The 19,691-nt window shown below is 59.5% G+C and carries 19 protein-coding genes and 1 riboswitch; of the genes, 13 read left to right on the forward strand and 6 right to left on the reverse strand.

Annotated features, from left to right (window positions below):
• Nucleotides 1-137: 137 nt before the first annotated feature.
• The 9 genes from pyrE (at nucleotide 138) to map (ending at nucleotide 6,654) form a co-directional block, all read left to right on the forward strand.
• A complete protein-coding gene (gene pyrE, locus GRI91_RS14210; protein WP_160737346.1) occupies nucleotides 138-719 on the forward strand; it encodes an orotate phosphoribosyltransferase in 582 nt (193 codons plus the stop codon).
• Nucleotides 716-1,459, forward strand: coding sequence for a pyridoxine 5'-phosphate synthase (locus GRI91_RS14215; RefSeq protein ID WP_160737347.1), 744 nt, complete (start codon nucleotides 716-718; stop codon nucleotides 1,457-1,459). Before pyrE ends, GRI91_RS14215 begins: the two co-directional genes overlap by 4 nt.
• Nucleotides 1,459-1,863: a holo-ACP synthase gene (acpS, locus tag GRI91_RS14220; protein ID WP_160737348.1), complete on the forward strand. Its 405-nt coding sequence runs from the start codon at nucleotides 1,459-1,461 to the stop codon at nucleotides 1,861-1,863. Before GRI91_RS14215 ends, acpS begins: the two co-directional genes overlap by 1 nt.
• A 23-nt stretch (nucleotides 1,864-1,886) precedes the next feature.
• A complete protein-coding gene (gene lepB, locus GRI91_RS14225) occupies nucleotides 1,887-2,786 on the forward strand; it encodes a signal peptidase I (RefSeq protein ID WP_160737349.1) in 900 nt (299 codons plus the stop codon).
• The gene (locus tag GRI91_RS14230; RefSeq protein WP_160737350.1) at nucleotides 2,783-3,886 is read left to right on the forward strand and encodes an AI-2E family transporter; all 1,104 of its coding nucleotides are present in this window, start codon (nucleotides 2,783-2,785) and stop codon (nucleotides 3,884-3,886) included. Before lepB ends, GRI91_RS14230 begins: the two co-directional genes overlap by 4 nt.
• Entirely contained in the window at nucleotides 3,886-5,121 is a 1,236-nt protein-coding gene (locus tag GRI91_RS14235; RefSeq protein WP_160737351.1) for a DUF3089 domain-containing protein, read from the forward strand. Before GRI91_RS14230 ends, GRI91_RS14235 begins: the two co-directional genes overlap by 1 nt.
• Nucleotides 5,103-5,585, forward strand: a complete 483-nt coding sequence (ruvX, locus tag GRI91_RS14240; RefSeq protein ID WP_337190381.1) for a Holliday junction resolvase RuvX — start codon at nucleotides 5,103-5,105, stop codon at nucleotides 5,583-5,585. Before GRI91_RS14235 ends, ruvX begins: the two co-directional genes overlap by 19 nt.
• Before the next feature lie 75 nt (nucleotides 5,586-5,660).
• Nucleotides 5,661-5,867, forward strand: coding sequence for a ParD-like family protein (locus GRI91_RS14245; RefSeq protein WP_160737352.1), 207 nt, complete (start codon nucleotides 5,661-5,663; stop codon nucleotides 5,865-5,867).
• 1 nt (nucleotide 5,868) lies between these two features.
• Nucleotides 5,869-6,654 (forward strand): type I methionyl aminopeptidase, encoded by a 786-nt coding sequence (map, locus tag GRI91_RS14250; protein ID WP_160737353.1) that lies wholly within the window; start codon nucleotides 5,869-5,871, stop codon nucleotides 6,652-6,654.
• Between the two features lie 164 nt (nucleotides 6,655-6,818).
• Here map and GRI91_RS14255 read toward each other — a convergent pair whose 3' ends face one another.
• The 4 genes from GRI91_RS14255 to argH are packed head-to-tail and all read right to left on the reverse strand — an operon-like array spanning nucleotide 6,819 to nucleotide 10,510.
• A complete protein-coding gene (locus GRI91_RS14255) occupies nucleotides 6,819-7,610 on the reverse strand; it encodes a precorrin-2 dehydrogenase/sirohydrochlorin ferrochelatase family protein (RefSeq protein WP_160737354.1) in 792 nt (263 codons plus the stop codon).
• Between the two features lies 1 nt (nucleotide 7,611).
• Complete coding sequence (gene lysA, locus GRI91_RS14260) at nucleotides 7,612-8,871, reverse strand: diaminopimelate decarboxylase (RefSeq protein ID WP_160737355.1); 1,260 nt, start codon at nucleotides 8,869-8,871, stop codon at nucleotides 7,612-7,614.
• A 5-nt stretch (nucleotides 8,872-8,876) separates the two neighbouring features.
• A complete protein-coding gene (gene lptM, locus GRI91_RS14265) occupies nucleotides 8,877-9,137 on the reverse strand; it encodes an LPS translocon maturation chaperone LptM (RefSeq protein ID WP_237437911.1) in 261 nt (86 codons plus the stop codon).
• Nucleotides 9,134-10,510 (reverse strand): argininosuccinate lyase, encoded by a 1,377-nt coding sequence (argH, locus tag GRI91_RS14270; RefSeq protein ID WP_160737474.1) that lies wholly within the window; start codon nucleotides 10,508-10,510, stop codon nucleotides 9,134-9,136. The genes lptM and argH overlap by 4 nt, the downstream gene beginning before the upstream one ends.
• A 16-nt stretch (nucleotides 10,511-10,526) precedes the next feature.
• On the opposite strand from argH, the gene GRI91_RS14275 reads away from it, so the two are divergent.
• The gene (locus GRI91_RS14275; RefSeq protein ID WP_160737356.1) at nucleotides 10,527-11,111 is read left to right on the forward strand and encodes a TlpA family protein disulfide reductase; all 585 of its coding nucleotides are present in this window, start codon (nucleotides 10,527-10,529) and stop codon (nucleotides 11,109-11,111) included.
• A gap of 58 nt (nucleotides 11,112-11,169) precedes the next feature.
• Here GRI91_RS14275 and GRI91_RS14280 read toward each other — a convergent pair whose 3' ends face one another.
• Nucleotides 11,170-12,060 (reverse strand): homoserine O-acetyltransferase/O-succinyltransferase family protein, encoded by an 891-nt coding sequence (locus GRI91_RS14280; protein ID WP_160737357.1) that lies wholly within the window; start codon nucleotides 12,058-12,060, stop codon nucleotides 11,170-11,172.
• Nucleotides 12,061-12,098: 38 nt separating this feature from the next.
• A riboswitch (SAM-I-IV-variant riboswitch) is annotated at nucleotides 12,099-12,206 on the reverse strand.
• Between the two features lie 182 nt (nucleotides 12,207-12,388).
• Nucleotides 12,389-13,738, reverse strand: a complete 1,350-nt coding sequence (locus tag GRI91_RS14285) for an aldehyde dehydrogenase family protein (protein ID WP_160737358.1) — start codon at nucleotides 13,736-13,738, stop codon at nucleotides 12,389-12,391.
• A gap of 378 nt (nucleotides 13,739-14,116) precedes the next feature.
• Here GRI91_RS14285 and GRI91_RS14290 point away from each other — a divergent pair, with 378 nt between their 5' ends.
• The 3 genes from GRI91_RS14290 to GRI91_RS14300 are packed head-to-tail and all read left to right on the forward strand — an operon-like array spanning nucleotide 14,117 to nucleotide 19,681.
• A complete protein-coding gene (locus GRI91_RS14290) occupies nucleotides 14,117-15,199 on the forward strand; it encodes an efflux RND transporter periplasmic adaptor subunit (RefSeq protein WP_160737359.1) in 1,083 nt (360 codons plus the stop codon).
• Complete coding sequence (locus tag GRI91_RS14295) at nucleotides 15,189-18,290, forward strand: efflux RND transporter permease subunit (protein WP_160737360.1); 3,102 nt, start codon at nucleotides 15,189-15,191, stop codon at nucleotides 18,288-18,290. Before GRI91_RS14290 ends, GRI91_RS14295 begins: the two co-directional genes overlap by 11 nt.
• The gene (locus GRI91_RS14300; RefSeq protein ID WP_160737361.1) at nucleotides 18,287-19,681 is read left to right on the forward strand and encodes an efflux transporter outer membrane subunit; all 1,395 of its coding nucleotides are present in this window, start codon (nucleotides 18,287-18,289) and stop codon (nucleotides 19,679-19,681) included. The genes GRI91_RS14295 and GRI91_RS14300 overlap by 4 nt, the downstream gene beginning before the upstream one ends.
• The last annotated feature ends 10 nt before the right edge of the window (nucleotides 19,682-19,691 follow it).

Below are 19,691 nucleotides of genomic sequence, written 5' to 3' on the forward strand. Positions count from 1 at the left end.
AGCGGGCCGGTTTTGCCGGGCCTATACGCGCGCTTGCTCCGCGCCTCAAGCGCTTCTAGGGAGATTTTTCGAAAGCTGTTACCCAAATCCCCCGTAACGGGTGCTTCAGCGCCCATAAAAAAGGCTGTATCACTGCTATGACCGAAGAAGAGGTTCTCTCCGAATTTCGCGCCAGCAAAGCGCTGCTTGAGGGCCATTTCAAACTCTCCTCCGGGCGCCACAGTGCCCATTATCTCCAATGCGCGCGTGTTCTTATGGACCCGGAACGGGCCAGCCGTCTGGCTATCGCGCTGGTACACAAGATACCACGTGAAGTGCGTCAGGCAATCGATGTTGTTGTTTCACCGGCCATGGGCGGGATCATCATCGGCCATGAAATGGGCCGCGCCTTGGGCAAGGATGCGATGTTTGTCGAACGGCCCACCGGAACATTCGAGTTCCGCCGCGGCTTCGGTCTGAGCGAGGGACAGAAGGTTCTGCTGGTCGAAGACGTGGTCACAACGGGCCTGTCCTCGCGTGAGGCGATGACCGAAGTGGAAAAGGCGGGTGGATCGATCATCGCAGCATGTTCGCTGGTGGACCGTTCTGGCGGTGAAGTGGCCTTTGATGTGCCTTATTACGCCTTGGTATCGCTCAATTTCCCGACCTATGCCGAGGATGAGCTTCCCCCTGAACTGGCAGAAAAGCCGGTTGAAAAACCCGGGAGCCGCAAGAATTGAACCAGGCTGGCACGCCAAGGCGCCTTCGGCTCGGGGTCAATATCGACCATGTCGCCACCATTCGTAATGCGCGCGGCGGGGACCATCCCGATCCCGTGCGTGCGGCGGAAATCGTCGCCCGTGTGGGCGGCGATGGCATCACCGCCCATCTGCGGGAAGATCGCCGTCATATTCGCGATGAAGATCTGAGGCGTATTCAGGATGCGACCGATCTGCCGCTGAATCTCGAAATGGCCGCGACCGATGAAATGCTGGCCATCGCATTGCAGCATCGGCCGCATGCCGCCTGCATCGTCCCGGAAAAGCGGGAAGAACGCACGACCGAGGGCGGGCTGGATGCCGCCGGCCTGCATAATCAGTTGCAGCCTGTCGTGGGGCGCCTCTTGGATGCTGGCATTCGGGTAAGCCTGTTCATCACACCTGATGAGCGGCAGCTCGACGCGGCGTTGCGGCTCGGCGCGCCAGTGGTCGAATTTCACACGGGCGAATATGCCCATGCGACCGGCGCGGACGTGGAGAGCGAGCTTAAACGCATCGCCAACATGTCTGCCCTCGCCGCCAAAAATGGCATCGAACCGCATGCCGGCCACGGGCTTACCTATGAGAATGTTCAGCCGATTGCCGCGATTCCGCAGCTCGCAGAACTCAATATCGGGCATTATTTGATCGGTGAGGCCGTGTTTACGGGGCTGGAACCTGCCGTAACCAAAATGCGCGAATTGATGGATGAGGCCCGCTGATGATCATCGGCCTTGGCTCCGACCTATGTAATATCGAGCGTATTCAAGCGGCACTCGACCGGCATGGCCAGCGTTTCGAGAATCGCTGTTTTACCGAAACAGAGCGCGCCAAGGCGGCCAGGCGGCCCTATAGCCGTGCGGGAACCTACGCGAAGCGCTTCGCTGCGAAGGAAGCTTTTTCCAAGGCGGTGGGAACCGGGTTCAGGCGCGGTGTCTTCATGAAAGACATTGGCGTGGTCAATGCGCCTTCCGGTGCGCCAACGCTGGCGCTTTCGGGCGGAGCGAAAGAGGCGCTGGACCGTATGGTTCCTGAAGGTCATGAGGCCGTGATTCATGTCACGCTAACGGATGATCACCCATGGGCGCAGGCTTTCATTATTCTGGAAGCGCGCCCACAGGCGTAGATATTGTGAATGAAAAGAGTGTGATGTTCAGGAAAAAGAAGGCGTCAGATCCCAAGGCGGAGAAGGTAAACTGGCTGCACGAGATTCGCGGGCTGGTGCTGATGCTGCTTGCGGTGGTGGCGTTTCATACTTTGATCGCGAAGCCGTTTTACATCCCCTCTGGCTCCATGATGCCCACGCTTCTGGTGGGTGATCGTCTGGTCGTGAGCAAGTATCCCTATGGGTGGAGCTGGGTGTCGGCGTCTTTCCATGTACTTAAGCGCTCCGACTGGCGCATCGCGCCCTCAACCCCGGAATATGGCGATATTGTCGTGCCCGTTCCGCCAGACCGCAAAGAAGACCTGATCAAGCGCGTCGTCGCTTTGCCCGGGGACCGTATCGCCCTCGTCGATGGCCGTATCATCCTGAACGGGCAGCCTATTCCGCGCGAGACGGTGCCGCCTGTGAAAATTCCGGCCGCCGATGAACAATATTGCGGGCTGGAACTTTGCCTCGCCGATTTCGCAGACTACCGGGTGACCGAGGCAGATGGCAGCGCCTATTATGAGCCGCCCACCTACCGTGAAACGCTGCCCAATGGGGCCACCTATCTGGTGATCGACCATATTCGTCAGCCGCTCGACAATATGCCGGAAATCACGGTGCCGGAGGATTCGGTCTTCGTGATGGGCGATAATCGCGACCATTCTGCTGATAGCCGCGCACCGGCAGGCCCCTATGGCAATGGTCTGGGCGGTCCGGTGCCGATGGCCAATATTGGCGGACGCGCTGAATTCATTACCTTTTCGATTGATGGTAGCGAGAACTGGAATCCGCTCAGCTGGATCGGTGCATTGCGGAAAGGCCGCGCATGGACCAGCCTGCGCCCGGCCATCATACCTGATGCTGACAGCGATACCGACACTATTGGACAATCCGAATGAAAGACTCTTCCGACAACGATAAAAGCATGGGTGCCAGCCCGAGCCATATCGTTGACCCGCAATTGCGGATGGAAGCTGGCCGCGCGTTTGTCTGGGTCGCAGTGGTCGGCATCGCCCTGCTGACTGTTTACATTTCCCAATCGCTGCTGGTTATTTTCGGTGCGATGGTGTTCGCCGCGATCATTGATGGTGGTGCGCGTCTGCTGGGCAAGATTTTGCCCCTGCCCCGCAGCTGGCGAATCATCATGATCCTTATCCTAGCTACCGGCTTTCTGGTCTGGCTGGGCTATTTTGCCGGCTCCCAGGTTGCGCAGCAGGCCGCGGCACTGCCTGAAGTGGTCGCCACGCAGGCCGACAGGCTGATCAGCTGGGCGCAGAAAAACGGGCTGTCGATTCGCGCCGAAAATGTGCAGAGCATCGCCGGGCAGTTGATGAGCGGCGTCGGCACTGTCACCCGCGCTCTGACCGGCGTTTTCGGCGGGCTTACCACGCTGTTTCTGATCGTCATTATCGGCATTTATGTTGCCTTGGAGCCGCGGCTTTATGAACGCGGTGTCGCGTGGATTTTGCCGCGCAAACGCCGGTCTGACTTTTACAGCACGATCACCGAAATGGCGCAGACGATGCGCCGCCTGATGGCCGGCCGCATCCTCGGCATGGTGTTTGAAGGCCTGTTCACCTATCTGATGCTGGCATTTTACGGCGTTCCTATGGCTGTTTTGCTAGGGATTCTGACCGGATTGCTGGCTTTCATCCCGAATGTGGGGGCAGTCATTTCCGGCTTGTTGATGGCGCTGGTTGGCTTTTCTGTCAGCACTGAAACAGGGCTTTACACCATCTTTGTGTATATCTTCGTCCAGACGCTGGATGGATATCTGGTGATCCCGATGATCGCCCGAAAAACCGTCGATCTGGCGCCTGCTCTGGTGCTAGCCATGCAGCTGGTGATGGGTATCCTGTTTGGCATTCTCGGCCTGTTTCTGGCCGATCCGCTGCTCGCGATGATCAAGGTCGTGCTGGAACAGCGCGCCCGCAGCAATGACCGTCATTTTCAGTCTCTGACTGACGGCACTGGCACCCCCTCCAAAGAAACCGAATAATGGCCCGTAAATTTCTCTACGTTATCGCGGCGCTGATCGTGCTCGTGATTGCCGCGCTCGCCGCATTGCGCATCTGGTCGGACGAACTGACTGAAATCGCCTTCGTGCCCCAGACTGACTTTGTCGAACAGGCGCCGCTTGAAACCAATGCCTATGCCGATCCCGCCATGTGGTTTTCGCGCGAGGGAATGGACGCGGGTGAAAACCCTGCGCGCTGGCAACCGATTGAACGGCCTGCTTTGGCTGTCGAGGAGAGCGAGGCAGATTCGGATGATGAGGCAGTCGTTGCCGAGGACGCTTCCGCTGCGACCTTAGCCTCACCCGCTGCTCCCGCCCCCCCGGCCACTTTCCCGGCCAAATCAGAGCGGCTGCCTTTCGCAGTCTTCTTCGTCCATCCGACCAGCTATCTGGATCGCTCGCAGTGGAATGCGCCGCTGAATGATCCCGAATCGCAGAAACGCGCGCGATTGTTCGTCCATGGGCTGGCCAGTCCGTTCAATCAGGCGAGCGAAATATGGGCACCGCGCTATCGCCAGGCCACCTTCGGCGCCTTCCTGACCAATTCGGAAGAAGCGCAGCAAGCCATCGACGCGGCCTATCGCGATGTCGAGCAAGCATTCGACTACTTCCTCGAACACACCGATCCCGACATGCCGATCGTGCTGGCGGGACACAGTCAGGGATCGCTGCATTTGCTGCGGCTGATGCATGACCGGATCGCCGGAACGCCGCTGCAGCAACGCATCGCGGCATTCTATCCGGTTGGCTGGCCGATATCGGTGGAGCATGATCTGCCGGAACTCGGCCTGCCCGCCTGCGACACGCCGGATCAGGCAAGTTGCATTTCGACCTGGTCAAGTTTCGGGGAGCCGGCAAAACCCGGCCGCGTGCTGACCATCTATGGCGATTCAATGGGCTTTGACGGTGAACTGCGCGGCGAAAGCCCCATACTCTGCGCCAATCCGATTACCGGCACGATGGGCGGGGAAGCACCCCCGCGCGACAATCTGGGCACACTCTTTCCCAATGATCAGCTGACATCCGGTGAATTGGTGCCAGGCGTGGTTCCGGCGCGGTGTGACGAACAAGGCCTGTTGCTGATCGGAGAAGGGCCGGATCTTGGTCCCTATGTGTTACCGGGCAATAATTATCACGTTTACGATATTCCGCTGTTCTGGCGGAATGTGCAGGCAGATGTGGCAAGACGGGTGAAGACGTGGACGCAAAACCAATAATCGCCACCGGCGCGCTGGAATTTGGCGATGCGCTGCCCGATGGGGGCGTTCTCCTCGGTCTGGATCTCGGCACGAAAACCATTGGCACCGCATTTTGTGATGCAGGCTGGAGCTTTGCCAGCCCGGGAAAAACGCTGAAACGCGGCAAGTTCACGCATGATCTGAGCGAGCTGGAAAAGCTGGTGAGCCAGCGCATGGCAAAGGGCATCGTGCTTGGCCTGCCGCTCAATATGGATGGTTCGCAGGGGCCGCGGGCGCAATCCAGCCGCGCCTATGCGCGCAATCTCGCCCCGCTGGGCCTGCCGATTTTGCTGTGGGATGAGCGCTGGTCAACCACCAGTGCCGAAAGCGCCATGATCGCGCAGGATTTGTCCCGCGCCAAACGCGCCGAGCGAATCGATTCGCATGCTGCCGCCGTGATTTTGCAGGCCGCCATCGACGCGTTGGCCGGGTCAGCATTCTGAGCACCGCCAGCTGATGGTTTGACTTAGCCTTATACGAACCATATACGATCCATATATAAAGGATATGGTGCATATATGGGTATCGTGAAAATTGGTGACGAATTGCATGAGGATTTGCGCCGCGTCAGCACGGCCATGTGCCGCAGCATCAACGCACAGGCCGAATTCTGGATGACCATTGGCAAGCTGGCGGAAGCCAATCCGACATTATCCTTCCACGAAATCGTCAAACTCAGGATGGCACAGGCAGACGCTCAATCCCCGGCCTGTGAAGATGCCTAACATGATCAAGACGCCTGATGAGATCGCTCTGATGCGCATCTCCGGCAAGTTGCTGGCCTCTGTGCTGGAAATGCTCGACGATCTCCCGCTTGCCGGCATGACGACAATGGAGGTCAATGATCTGGTGGAGCACTTCATCACCGCCGATCTGGCATCTCGTCCGGCAAGCAAAGGCCAATATGGCTATAAATATGTGCTCAATTGCTCGATCAACGACGTTGTCTGCCACGGCATGCCGGACCCGCGAGCGGTTCTGAAAGATGGCGATATCGTCAATTTCGATATCACATTGGAGAAGAACGGCTTCATCGCCGATTCGAGCAAGACCTATCTGACCGGCAATCCTCCCCCACACGCCCGCCGATTGGTCCGGGTGACGCAGGAGGCCATGTGGAAAGGCATTCGGCAGGTCCGCCCCGGCGCGCATTTAGGGGATGTCGGCCATGCAATTGCCCAACACGCACGCAAACACGGCTATTCCGTGGTGCGCGAATTCTGCGGCCATGGAATCGGGCGCGAAATGCATGAAGAGCCGCAAGTGCTCAATTTCGGCCGTGCGGGTCAGGGGCTGGAACTGCGCGAGGGCATGGTCTTCACCATCGAACCGATGCTGAATGAAGGCAGCCGCAAGATCGCCGATCTGGATGACGGCTGGACGGTCGTGACCGAGGACGGAAAACTCTCCGCACAATTCGAACATACGGTGGCCGTGACCAGTGATGGCGTCGAGGTTCTGACCCTGCGCAAGAATGAACTGGCGGACTTGAAGGCGTTCCGGACAGGCTGAACCAAAGCAGCCCGCTTGGGCTGGGCGATCATCGGACGGCTCCCCTCACGCTTCCCCGGTGGCGTAGGAGATGCACAGAAAAGTGGAAATTTCCCCGATGCTGCCAATTCAGTGTGCGTGACAAACCGGCGGAACGCCGCTCTGCCATGCATTCCGAAGCCGCGTCAGTCAGGGATCCGGCGCATGATCAAGGACAATCCGGGCAGGTCGTCCATGCACTCGGCCTGATCCAGCTCGATCCGCTCCGCATCCGCGCGCGCGCGATTGAGAATTTGCGGCGCAATGCCGCTGTCATAAAATATCCGGTCGGCACTGCCCATCAGCCGCGCCTGACGAAAGGTCAGATCTTCAGGATCGTCGCTGGAAATATGCAATTCTACCACGCCCGATGCCGGTGCTGCGCGTGGTGCCTGCAGCCATGCATCCATGCGGTCCGCGCTGCCTTCATCCAGCGGGTCGAGCGGTCCGTTGCGCCCCAGTGCGGCGTCGAGAGCCTGCCGCCGGTCTCCGCCATCGGGGTAACGGGCGCGGATATCCTTACGGCGATAATTCAGGGCCTGTGCCAGCCGGCCAAGACTGGCAGGCAGCAAGGCCTCCAGCCGCAACCGCAATTGCTTGGCAAGACCCGCTGACGCGCCCGATGTGCCAATCGCAATCAGCACCGGGTCACGCTCCAGCAGGCTGGGCGTCGTGAATTCACACAAATCCGGCTGATCAACGACATTCACCAGCACGCCGGCTTTGCGCAGACGGACCGATGCCAGAGCGCAGGCTTCCGCATCTTCAAGGGCAATGAAGGCCAGCCGCGCGCCCAGAGCGATTCCCTCCGCCTCATCACTGATCACGCGGCCTCCGGCACGCTCGACCAGCCGGCGCTTTGGCTCTGCCATAGCCCCATCGCCGAGCACCAGCACGGGCCGGTCTGCGATCCGGTGGAAGAGCGGGAGGCTGCGCATATCAGCTCAGCCAGTCAGGCAGCCGTTCAGCCGCGAAGATGGTTTCCGGTTCGATCCGGTCGGCCACCACCGCCCATTTATCGCCCTTAACCATCACTTCCGGCACCAGAGCGCGACTGTTATAGGTGTTGGCCATGGTTGCCCCATAGGCACCGGCTGTACGGAACACGGCCAGATCACCTGCCTCAACCACGTCGATCGTGCGGTTTTTGGCGAAAGTGTCCGAACTTTCACAAATCGGGCCGACAATATGGGCTTCCATCATCTCCCCCCGCGGACGCACGGCCAGAAAATCGTGCCAGGCATCATAAAGCGACGGCCGCGCCAGATCGTTCATCGCCGCATCCACCACCACGAAAGGCGCGGAAACACCGGGTTTCACGCGGATGACTTCGGTGATCAGCACGCCCGAATTGCCGGTGATGACCCGGCCGGGTTCAAACATGATCGTGGCGTCCCAGTCCCGCGTGACTTCAGCGACCATCGCGCCATAATCATCCGGACCGGGCAGTGTTTCGCCGAGCCGATATGGTACACCCAGACCGCCGCCTAGATCCATATGGGTTACTGAATGACCAGCGCTGCGCAGCTGCCGCATCAGTTCGCCCATTTTCTCGAATGCTGCCCGTGAGGGGGCGAGATCAGAAATCTGGCTGCCAATATGCACCGCCAGACCGCGCAGATTCAGCCCTTCGCAAGCCGAAAGCCGCGCATAAATCTCCGCTGCATCATGATAAGCAACGCCAAACTTGTTTTCCGCCTTGCCGGTCGAAATCTTTGCATGTGTGCCCGCATCGACATCGGGATTGACGCGCAGGGTGGCCACAGCGTGCCCCCCCTTGTCCCGCGCGATTTCCGCCAGCTCGACACCTTCTTCTTCACTTTCGATGTTGAACTGGCCGATCCCTGCATCAAGTGCGGCAGCCAGTTCGCGGCGGCTTTTGCCAACGCCCGAAAAGACGATGTCACTGGCGGGAATACCAGCAGCCAGTGCGCGCTTCATTTCGCCTTCGGACACGACATCCGCGCCATATCCTTCATCGCGCAGCACGCTGAGAACGGAAAGGTTGGGATTGGATTTTACGGCAAAGGCCAGATGCTTGCGCGGCAGCGCGGACAGTGCATCGCGAAACACCTGCGCGTGACGCTGCAACGTGGAATGCGAATAGACATATACCGGCGTGCCGACTTCGGCTGCGATGGTGGCAAGCGGCACGTTTTCGGCGAACATCTCGCCATTGCGAATTTCAAAATGGTCCATGAGTCTTAATCTTCCGGGGGTAGGTCAAAAGGATCGTCTTCGCGCTCCTCCGACCGTTTTCGCAGCTCCACGCTGCGTTCCGGCGCCGCCTGAGAGGGGAGTTCAAGAAGTTCTTTGGAACCGGCGCTTTCACTTTCACCATAAGCGACGGGTGGCGGCGTTTCCCCTTCCGGCAGCCGCAGATTGCCCTTCTGCCCGCAACCGGTCAGCGCCAGCAAAGCAGCCATTCCGGCGGCCAGTGCCGCCAGATGATTACCGCGCATCATTGGTCCATTTCCAGAGCTTGTCGGGCAAGACCGACCTGATGGCGGACCTGATCGGGCGCCGTGCCGCCCAGGCTGCAACGTGCGGCGACCGAAGCCTCGACCGACAAGGCGTTGTAAACCCGCTCGTCAATCCGCTCATCAATCGCTTTCAGTTCAGCCATCGAAAGTTCCTCCAGCGCAGCGCCTTTGCTTTCGGCCAGCTTTACTGCGGCACCGGTGATGTGATGGGCCTCGCGGAAGGGGATATCCGCCTCGCGCACCAGCCAGTCAGCCAGATCGGTGGCGGTGGCATAACCCAGCTCAGCCGCTTTACGCATCTTTTCCGTGCGGAAGGTGGCATCAGCCACCATCCCCGTCATCGCGGCGACCGACAGGCCGAGCAGGCTGGCCGCTTCGAACACGGGCGGCTTGTCGTCCTGCATATCCTTCGAATAGGCCAACGGCAGGCCTTTCATCGTCACCATCAGCGCGGTCGCGCAGCCAATGATGCGTCCGGCATGGCCACGCACCAATTCGGCCGCATCGGGGTTCTTCTTTTGCGGCATGATCGAACTGCCGGTGGACAGCGTATCGGGCATCCGCACAAAGCCGAAGGGCTGGCTGGCCCAGATGATGAACTCTTCCGCCAGCCGCGACAGATGCAAGGAACATTGCGCCGCCGCCTGCAGATAATCGAGCGCGAAATCACGGTCGGACACCGCATCCAGACTGTTGGCAGTCGGGCGGTCGAAATCCATGGCCTGCGCCGTCATTTCCCGGTCAATCGGGAAACCCGTTCCGGCCAGCGCGGCACTGCCCAGCGGGCTTTCATTCATCCGCCGGCGTGCATCCTGAAACCGCGAGCGATCACGCCGGATCATTTCGTAATAGGCCATCAGATGGTGGCCGAGCGTGACAGGCTGCGCGGTTTGCAAATGGGTGAAGCCGGGCATGATGCTATCCGCATGTTCGCCGGCACGCGTAACCAGGGCGCGCTGCAAAGCGGCCAGGCCGGCATCCATCTGGTCCATCGCTTCGCGCGTCCAGAGCCGGAAATCGGTTGCCACCTGATCATTTCGGCTCCGCGCTGTGTGCAGCCGCCCGGCCACCGGGCCGATCAGTTCGGACAGGCGACTTTCGGTGGTCATGTGAATATCTTCGAGGTCCCAGTCCTCGGGCACGCCATTCGCTTCATATTCCGCAGCGACAGCGTCCAGACCCTGATCAATCTGTTTGACATCATCGGCGGAAACGATCCCGCATGATCCCAGCATCGCGACATGCACTTTGCTGGCCGCGATATCTTGCCGCCACAGGGCCTTGTCGAAGGGAATAGATGCGTTAATCTCGCGCATGATGGCGCTAGGCCCTTCGGCGAAACGCCCGCCCCACATCTGATTGGAGTCGCTCTTGGCCCGTTCACTCACGCTTTTGTCCACCCTTCTTCTGGCGCTGCTTACTGCTGCTTGCGATAGGGAAAGCACAGAAGAGGCGCAACAACAGGAAAACTCTGCCGGCGAAAAGGCAGATGAACTGACCGGCGAAGTGGACCGGAGCCATGTCGGCGCCCCGCTGCCCGCCGTGACAGTTGCCGACCCTGCCGGTGTGACGGCGAATATATCGGAAATGACCGGCAAGCCCCTGTTGCTCAATCTGTGGGCGACATGGTGCGTGCCCTGCGTCACGGAAATGCCGCTGCTGAATGAACTGGCGGGCGAGCTGGGCGATGATGTCCGCGTTATGGTGGTGAGCGAAGATATGGGCGGCGCAGAGCAGGTCGAAGCCTTCTTTGCCGAAACACCCCTGCCCAATCTGCACCCCTGGATGGACCCGGAAAACGACCTGCCTTTTGGCTATGGCGGCGGAGAATTGCCGATGACCGTCATGTATGATGCCGGGGGCCATGAAGTCTGGCGGATCACCGGCGGGTTCGACTGGGCGGGCGCAGAAGCGCGGGCCTTGGTAGATGAAGCGAGAGCGGCAGCGCCTGAGTGACTTGCGCAAGAACCACGTGAATTTAAGCCCTGCGCGCGTAATCATCGCAGGGCACCTGCTAGACGAAATCGAAAGATGTGGTCTGGTAAATCTCGTTGATCCAATTGCCGAACAGCAATTGGGCATGGCTGCGCCAATTGTTGCGGACCGGCAATTCTGGGTTGCCGTCCGGAAAATAATTCGCGGGAATTTGCAACTGATCGCGCTGATATTCGCGTGCAAGCGTATCCGCGTCATATTCCAGATGGTTGAACATATAGAGCATGGAATGACGCGCATCATCCAGCAGGCACAGCCCGGTCTCCGCGCTGTCAGCCAGCACTTCCAGTGATTTGATCCCGGCTATTTCCTGCTCGGAAACCTCTGTCCAGCGCGAAACCGGAACAGCGAATTCGTCGGAAAAGCCCCGCAGATACGGGGATGTCGCCGCCAAATTGCGATGTTCAAAAATGCCATAGGCCTTATGTGCGAGCAATTGCTTCTGCACACCGTAAAAGTGGTAAAGCGCCGCCTGCGCGGCCCAGCAAATCATCAGGCTGCGATGCACATTGGTCTGCGTCCAGTTGAAGATGTCCTGCAATTCCGACCAATAGGTCACATCTTCAAAAGCCAGATGCTCCACCGGGGCGCCGGTAATGATAAATCCGTCAAACCGCTCATTGCGCACATCCTCCCAGGACCGATAAAACGCATCCATGTGGTCGAGCGGCGTATTGCGCGGCACGTGACCGGTAATGCTGACCAATGTCAGTTCAATTTGCAGCGGCGTACCACCCAGCAGACGCGCCAGTTGCGCCTCTGTATTGATCTTGTCTGGCATGAGATTGAGCAATCCGATGCGCAAGGGGCGGATTTCCTGCCTTACGGCATCGGTCTCACTCATAACGATCACGCCATCTTCTTCCAGCTGACGCCGGGCGGGCAGATCGTCGGGAATCGTAATTGGCACTTCGCGTCTATCCTTGTTTCGGGAAACGACGCCGGTGGCTGCATCCGCATAATTGCCGATCAGGCCACATCCTCCTTTGCAGGAGCACCACCTTGCCCGGGATGGCAGGTTGGCGTTGGGCGTCGCCCCAACTCTTGATGCTGAGCTGTTAATAGGGAGCCTTGCCCCTCATTGCAACATCTGTAGCCGGACCGGCGCGCCAGAAGACTGGCGCCAAAAATCCCTGAATACGCGCCGAAGAATTCAGCAAAAACAAACGGCCAGCCCCGCCAGGGACCGGCCGTCCATTCAGGTCTTTATTGCGGCCGCTTGATGAGGCCGATCTGCCTTACTGGTGCAGATAAACAGCCCGTTCGTGAGAGAACGCCTTGAAGCCGAAATAGCCGTGATAGCTGCCCGTGCCGCTCTGGTTCACACCGCCAAAGGGAAGGTTGTTTTCAAGATAGTGCGAGAACACACCATTGATGGTGGTGCCGCCCGAGGATGTGCGATCGAGTACTTTCTGCACATTGTTCTGATCATTGCTGAACATATACAGCGCCAGCGGCTTATCGCGCGAAGAGATATAGCCGATCACCTGATCGAGATCTTCATAGGTCATCACCGGCAGGACCGGCGCGAAAATCTCATCCTGCAGAATCTTCATCTGCGGCGTGACACCGGTCAGCATGGTGGGGCGGATGGTCAGATCCGAATCATCCATTTCGCCGCCTGCAGCCACCGTCGCGCCTTGCGCCACGGCGTCGTCAAACATGCCCTTCACCCGGTCGAAATTGCTTTGATTCACGATCTGCGCAATCGCGTCCTTTTTGAAGGTGCCATCTTCGTCATACATATTGGCGGCAACATTGGATTTGAACGCATCGACCAGCTGGTCCTGCTTGTCGCTCGGCACGAACACATAATCGGGTGAGATGCAGGCCTGTCCGCCATTGAACTGTTTGGCCCCGGCCAGCGCCGCACCGATCTTCTCAACATCGGCATCCTTGTCGATGATGACCGGGCTCTTGCCGCCCAGCTCCAGCGTCACACTGGCCAGATGCTTGGCCGCAGCGCTCATCACGATCTTGCCCACGCGCGTGCTGCCGGTGAAGAAGATATGGCTGAACGGCTGTTCCAGCAGCTCTTCTGCCACGCTCACATCGCCTTCAAACAGCGCGACTTCGTTTTCATCGAAGACTTCGCTGACGATCTTGGCGGCGATGCTGGCTGTTGCAGGGCACAGGTCGGTGAGCTTCACCATGCAGCAATTGCCCGCAGCAATCGCGGCAGCAAGCGGTCCGAAAGTCAGCCCCAGCGGGAAGTTCCACGGACCGAGGATCAGGCACACGCCGCGTGCTTCATAAAGGATCATCGCCTTGTCATCTTCATTGTTCGAAGGCGTGACCGGCGTCGGCTTCATCCATTCATCGAGATTGTCGATATTGCGCTGAATATTGGCCGTGACATTCATGACTTCGGTAACACGCACTTCGCCCTCGGGCTTGCGCGTATCCTTCTGCACGGCGGCAACAATATCATCGGCATGCGCCTCAACCGCCGCCTTCAGCTTTTCAAGCTTGGCCTTACGCTGCGCAGCATTGCTGGCTTTGACATCCCATTGATGTTCCTGCTGCAATGCAAATACCCGTGCGATCTCTTGCGCTTGTTCGGATCCGGTCTTCGGGGCGCTGGACATATAATCTCCCATTCCATTGAAATTGACTTGATCCGACACTTAGGTCTTTTACCCCTGCCTGCACAAGGGATGGCAGCAGGGAAAACGACCGGCGCGATAAAAATTGCGATCAGTCTGGCGGAATCATCTCTGAGCGCCCGAACACTGCCCCCTGCACGCCTCAGGACCGCGCAGCAATTGCGCGCCTCATGCGATTTCTTTGGGGTCAGCCCAGCGCGTAAAGAAAATGAAACAATAAGGCGCCGAGGCGGCAAAGTCCGGCAATTGAAGGGAAACTCATCGCAGCGCTTGATGCTTCACCCTCGGCAAAAATCCGCTTATTTGGATAGTGCCCATATTACGCCTTTACCGTGAATTACGATTCTGCAAGCACAGCGCATGGATGTTTTTCGTCTCCTTGCCCTGCTGACATTGCTTAGTCTTGCACTTTCCGGCTGTTCATCCGGCGCGGATGACCGCAAGGAACAATCCGTCGCGGTGATTGCGGAGAATTTGCAGCGTGAGGCGGATCGCACCGAAACACAGGCCATCGGGACCGCGCGGGCGGCACAATCGGCAGAGCTTTACCCCGAAAGCAACGGGCGCGTGCTCAAGGTTCTGTTTCAGGCGGGCGATTATGTGCGCAAAGGCCAGACATTGCTGCAGATCGATTCCCGACAGGAACGTCTGGCCGTGGAAGCCGCAAGGGTACAGGTGCGCGAGGCCAATCAATTGCTCGGCCGCTATCGCCGAATTGAAGACACCGGCGCCATTTCCGAAAGTCAGATAGAGGCTGGCGAAACCGCGCTCGCCTCTGCACAGGTGGCGCTGAAACAGGCGGAGGCCAGCCTTGCTGACCGGACAGTGCGGGCGCCTTTCTCCGGCCATATCGGACTAACCGAGATTGATCCGGGTGACCGCGTCACCACGTCAACACCGATCGCGCGGCTTGACCAGCGCAGCACGCTCTATGTCGATTTCTCCGCGCCGGAGGAAGTCTTTGGCCAGTTGCGCGTGGGTCAGAATGTCCGGGCTGTGCCTTTTTCAGATACCAAGCGGGGCGTTGAAGCCCGCATTCTCGCCACCGATAGCCGCGCGAGCGAGAATGGCCGCGACTTTATCGTGCGCGCCGTCATCCCGAATAGTGATGACAGTTTGCGCCCCGGCATGAGTTTCCGCGTAACATTTCAGGGTCCAGGCACGATCCGCCCGATGGTGCCGGAAGAGGCGATCTTGTGGGGCAGTGACGGGTCCTATCTGTTCGTCCTGAATGACGGCACCGCCCGGCGCGTGCCGGTCACGATTGTCTCGCGCCGTGATGGATATGCCTTCGTCAGCGGGAAACTGTCGGAAAGCGACCGCGTAATCGTCAAAGGCGTGCAGAAACTGCGCGATGGGCAGAAAATTCGCCTGGTTCAGGCCAGCGAACGCGCACCGCAGAAGGTCCGAATCCAACCGGCGGGCTCCGCTAATGAAGGATAAGAACGACCTGCCAATGCTGGCCGTCAAGCGACCGCTGCTGGTATGTGTTCTCAATCTGCTGATCGTCCTGGCTGGCCTCGCCGCGCTGAGCGGCGTCGAAGTGCGCGAATTGCCCGATGTTGACCGGCCGATCGTCTCCGTCTCCGCCACTTTGCCCGGTGGCGCGCCGGAAACGATGGATGCCGAAGTCACCAGCATTCTGGAAGATGCCGCCTCCCGCGTGTCGGGCATTCGCCAGATCCGCTCATCGAGCGAAGAAAACAACTCGCGCGTCCGGGTGGAATTCAACCCCGGCGTAAATCTGGACACGGCCGCTTCCGATGTTCGCGAAGCGATCAGCCGGGTGACGCGCGATCTGCCGGACCGGGTTGAACAAGTGCGGATCGTGAAAGCCGACGCCGATGCGCAGCCGATCATGATTCTGGCCGTGTCCAGCAACCGCCAGAGCGAAGCTGCGCTGACCGATCTGGTGGATAATGACATCGTGCCGGAATTGCTGACCGCGCAAGGCGTTGCCAGTATCAATGAATTCGGCACGCGCGAGCGACAAATGCGCGTTTCGGTCGATCCTGCGCGGCTCAACCGCTTTGGCCTGACGCTGAGCGACGTCGCCGATGCCCTGCGCAATGCGCCCTATGATGTGCCGGTCGGGTCCTTCCGTTCCGAAGCACAGCAATTGGTGATCCGCGCAGATGCCAGCGCGAGCGACCCAGCGCGACTGCGCGACGTGACGATTGCCGGAAACACGCGGATTGGCGATGTCGCAGAGGTCGCGCTCGCCCCCGCCAATGCGACCAACTTTGTCCGGCTGGATGCGACGCCCGTGATCGGGCTGGGGATTGTCCGTCAGGCAAGTTCGAACACGATCGAAATCTCCGATGCAGTGCGCGCGGCGGTGAAGCGGCTGAACAACCGATTTGATGATGTCGAGGTTCAGATCATTTCGGATGATGCGGATTTCATTTCCAAATCGGTGCGCGAAGTGCTGATCACGCTGGGTTTCACCATCATGGTGGTGGTCGCCACGATGCTGCTGTTTTTCCGCGCATGGCGGCCGACCCTGGTCCCTGCCACGACAATTCCCGTTGCCTTGATCGGCGTGCTGTGCGGCCTGTGGGCAATGGGCTTTTCAATCAATCTGCTCACCTTGCTGGCGCTGGTTCTGGCCACCGGGCTCGTGGTTGATGATGCGATCGTGGTGCTCGAAAATATCCAGCGATTGCAAAACAGGGGACTGGGCCGGAAAGCGGCGGCGATTGTCGGCGTGCGGCAGGTGTTCTTTGCCGTGGTCGCCACCACCGCCGTATTGGTATCGGTGTTCGTGCCGATCAGTTTCCTGCCTTCAGAGGCCGGGCGGCTGTTCCGCGAATTCGGCTTCGTCCTCGCGGTGGCTGTTATTATTTCCTCCTTCGTGGCCCTGTCACTGGTGCCTGCACTGTCAGCGCGGCTTTATCTGACCAGCGATCAGGACGGTGCGGGCCGCATCGCCCAATGGGGCCGCCGCGCGAATGAGCGCTATAATCACATGCTGCACTGGTGCCTCGATCACGGCAGACTGGTCACTGCTGGTGCTGTGATTCTCGCGGGGGCAACCGCGCTGCTCTATACGCAGCTCGAGGGTGAACTGGTGCCCGAGGAAGACCGCGCGTCCATTTCGGTCTGGGCGTCCGGGCCGGACGGGGTCGGGCTGGACTTCATGGATAAAGAGCTGGATGAGATAGAGGCGGTTTTGCAGCCCTATATCGATAGTGGTGAAATCGTCAGCACCTTCTCCATCGTCGGGCGATATGACCCCAACCGGGTGCAGGTGAATGCCTATCTCGCCGATTGGGCCGATCGGTCCCGCAGCCAAAGCGCCATCGTGGCCGAACTGAATGAAAAGCTGCGAGATATTCCCGGCTCGCGCGTCAGTGCGCGCGGTCGCGGTACGCTGAGCTTTGGTGGCAGCGGCGACGGCATTGAAGTCGCCCTGACGGGTTCCGATTATCCAACGATCTATCAATCCGCACTGGCTTTATCAGACGCAATTGATCGCGATTCCGGCATTCTGTCCAATCCCGACATTTCCTATCAGCCCACCCAGCCCCAGCTGTCTATCCGGATCGACCGGCGGCGGGCCGCAGATCTGGGAATTGATCTGGATGATCTTTCCCAAACCCTGCGCGCGATGGTCGGCGGTGCGGATATTGCCGATCTCAATATCGGGGATCAGGCGGTGCCGATTTTCCTGACATCGCAGGCCCTGTCGATCACCAATCCGGACGATCTGCGCAATCTGTTTATTCGCGGCACGGACGGCGCGCTGGTGCCCCTTTCCAGCGTTACCGAGATCGAGGAACAAGGCGTCGCGGCGGAACTGGACCGGGTGGAGCAGCGCCGGGCCATTGAGCTCAGCGCCGATGTCGCCGCCGGGGTACCGTTGCAGGATGCGGTGGATGAAATAGAGCGACTGGCCACCGAAAGGCTAGGCGATGATGTTTCCATTCTGCTGCAAGGGGAAGCGGAAAGTCTGGAGCAGACCTCAAACGATCTGCTGCTGACTTATGCCTTTGCCCTGATCATCGTATTTCTGGTGCTGGTCGCGCAATTTGAAAGCCTGACCAGTGCTTTGGTGGTGTTGCTGACCATCCCCTTCGCGCTGGCGGCGGCGATCCTGTCGCTGTTTCTGTCGGGCATTTCGATCAACATCTATTCGCAAATCGGGCTGGTTATGCTGATCGGCCTGATGGCCAAGAACGGAATTCTGATCGTCGAATTTGCCGATCAGCTCCGCCATCAGGGCCGCACCGTCAGGGAAGCGGTGGAACAGGCCGCCGGTCTGCGCCTGCGGCCCATTGCCATGACGCTGATTTCCACCGTGCTGGGGGCTTTGCCGCTCATTCTGGCGAGCGGCGCCGGGGCCGAGGCCCGCCAGTCGATCGGCTGGGTCATCTTCGGGGGATTGGGTATTGCCGGTATTTTCACCCTGTTCCTGACGCCGGTCATTTATCTCGGCATCGCGCGGTTCGGCCAGCCCCGCCACGTGGATCTGAAGCGTCTGGAAGAAGAAATCGACGATGTTGATGAAGATATGACAATGGCGCCGACATGATCCGCAGATCTGCCCTTCCACTTCTGACCATCACCATAAGTCTGGCCGGCTGCGCGGCGGTGTCGCCAACAGCGGACACCGTGCCGCAGCTAACCGCACCGGAAGAATTTTCCGGCAATCTGCCTCCATCTGGGTTGGATGATTATTGGTGGAAAGGCTTTGCTGATCCCGTTCTCGATCAGCTGATCCTTCAGGGTCTTGAATCAAATCTGGAAATTGATGCCGCGCAGGACCGCCTGCGCGCCGCGGCAGCGCTGCTGCGCGCCGAAAAGGCAGATCGCTTGCCCTCCCTTGATGGCTCTGCTCAGGTAGACATCGCCACAGGCAGCGGTCCGTCCGATAGCGCCACCGCCGGATTGTTTGGCGAATTTGACCCGGATCTCTCCGGCCGGCTGTCAGCAGAAGTCGAGCTAGCCGCCGCAGAATATGCTGAATCCGAATATTTGCTGGCCGATCGCCGCCGGATCGTGGCCGCCGCCATTGCCAGCCAGTATATCGAATATCGCCGTACGGGGGCACAGCTCGCTTTGCTCGATGAATCGACCAGCTTGCAGGAACAGACATTGCGCATCGTGACGCTGCGCTATCAAGCCGGGCTGGCGGCCAATCTGGACGTTCGCCGCGCAGCCTCTGACCTTGCCCGGACGCGAGCGGGCCGCGGGTTGATAGAAATTTCGCGCAGTGAAGCGCTGAATGCGCTCGCCGTTTTGCTGGGACGTGAGCCCGGCATATTTGACCCGGGCTCAGCGGAGGATCAGGCCGCAGAGCAAGAGGTAGCGGAAGACAGCGGCCTCCATGCCATACCTGCTTATTCCACCGGCCCGGCGCTGGGCGGCCCGACTGATCTTCTGCGGCGGCGCGGAGATGTCATCGCAGCCGAAATGCGCCTGGCTCAATCCGCTGCGCAAATCGGCATCGAACGCTCGGATCTGATGCCGTCGCTGACATTCCCCGCCCAGCTGGTGATCGGCGATGGCTCTGTGAGCGGCCTGTTTTCCGATATGGTAGCAAGGCTGGGGGCAGCGTTGAACCTGCCCCTGTTCGATGGCGGACGCCGGCGCGCCGAAATCACCGCTGCCGAGGCACAGGCGCAGGCCAGTCTGGCGGAGTATCAGCGAACCTTCCTGATGGCGCTTGGCGAAGTCGAAAATTCGCTGGTGGCGATCGGCGCCTATTCGGATCGCGGTGATGCGCTGGAGGAAGCGATCATGGAAAGCGAAAGCGCCCTTGCCCAATCCGATGCTCTCTACCGTGAAGGGCTTGCATCCTTGTTCGACGTTCTCGATGCCCAGCGGCAGCTGATATCCAGCCGCCAATCGCTGCTCGATAACCGCGCATCCCTGGCCAGCGCGCATATTGCGCTGCATCTCGCCGCAGCCTCGCCAGAATAGTCAGGCCGTA

This window comes from Altericroceibacterium endophyticum (assembly GCF_009827595.1).
In the GTDB taxonomy this organism is placed as follows: domain Bacteria; phylum Pseudomonadota; class Alphaproteobacteria; order Sphingomonadales; family Sphingomonadaceae; genus Altericroceibacterium; species Altericroceibacterium endophyticum.

Bases quoted from the DNA above. Each gene is read 5' to 3' on its own strand.
- GRI91_RS14295 (WP_160737360.1), top strand. From the start codon at position 15,189: ATGAAGGATAAGAACGACCTGCCAATGCTGGCCGTCAAGCGACCGCTG.
- acpS (WP_160737348.1), top strand. From the start codon at position 1,459: ATGATCATCGGCCTTGGCTCCGACCTATGTAATATCGAGCGTATTCAA.
- map (WP_160737353.1), top strand. From the start codon at position 5,869: ATGATCAAGACGCCTGATGAGATCGCTCTGATGCGCATCTCCGGCAAG.
- GRI91_RS14245 (WP_160737352.1), top strand. From the start codon at position 5,661: ATGGGTATCGTGAAAATTGGTGACGAATTGCATGAGGATTTGCGCCGC.
- GRI91_RS14255 (WP_160737354.1), bottom strand. From the start codon at position 7,610: ATGCGCAGCCTCCCGCTCTTCCACCGGATCGCAGACCGGCCCGTGCTG.
- lysA (WP_160737355.1), bottom strand. From the start codon at position 8,871: ATGGACCATTTTGAAATTCGCAATGGCGAGATGTTCGCCGAAAACGTG.
- lptM (WP_237437911.1), bottom strand. From the start codon at position 9,137: ATGATGCGCGGTAATCATCTGGCGGCACTGGCCGCCGGAATGGCTGCT.
- argH (WP_160737474.1), bottom strand. From the start codon at position 10,510: ATGTGGGGCGGGCGTTTCGCCGAAGGGCCTAGCGCCATCATGCGCGAG.
- GRI91_RS14300 (WP_160737361.1), top strand. From the start codon at position 18,287: ATGATCCGCAGATCTGCCCTTCCACTTCTGACCATCACCATAAGTCTG.
- GRI91_RS14230 (WP_160737350.1), top strand. From the start codon at position 2,783: ATGAAAGACTCTTCCGACAACGATAAAAGCATGGGTGCCAGCCCGAGC.
- GRI91_RS14285 (WP_160737358.1), bottom strand. From the start codon at position 13,738: ATGTCCAGCGCCCCGAAGACCGGATCCGAACAAGCGCAAGAGATCGCA.
- GRI91_RS14290 (WP_160737359.1), top strand. From the start codon at position 14,117: ATGGATGTTTTTCGTCTCCTTGCCCTGCTGACATTGCTTAGTCTTGCA.
- lepB (WP_160737349.1), top strand. From the start codon at position 1,887: ATGTTCAGGAAAAAGAAGGCGTCAGATCCCAAGGCGGAGAAGGTAAAC.
- pyrE (WP_160737346.1), top strand. From the start codon at position 138: ATGACCGAAGAAGAGGTTCTCTCCGAATTTCGCGCCAGCAAAGCGCTG.
- GRI91_RS14235 (WP_160737351.1), top strand. From the start codon at position 3,886: ATGGCCCGTAAATTTCTCTACGTTATCGCGGCGCTGATCGTGCTCGTG.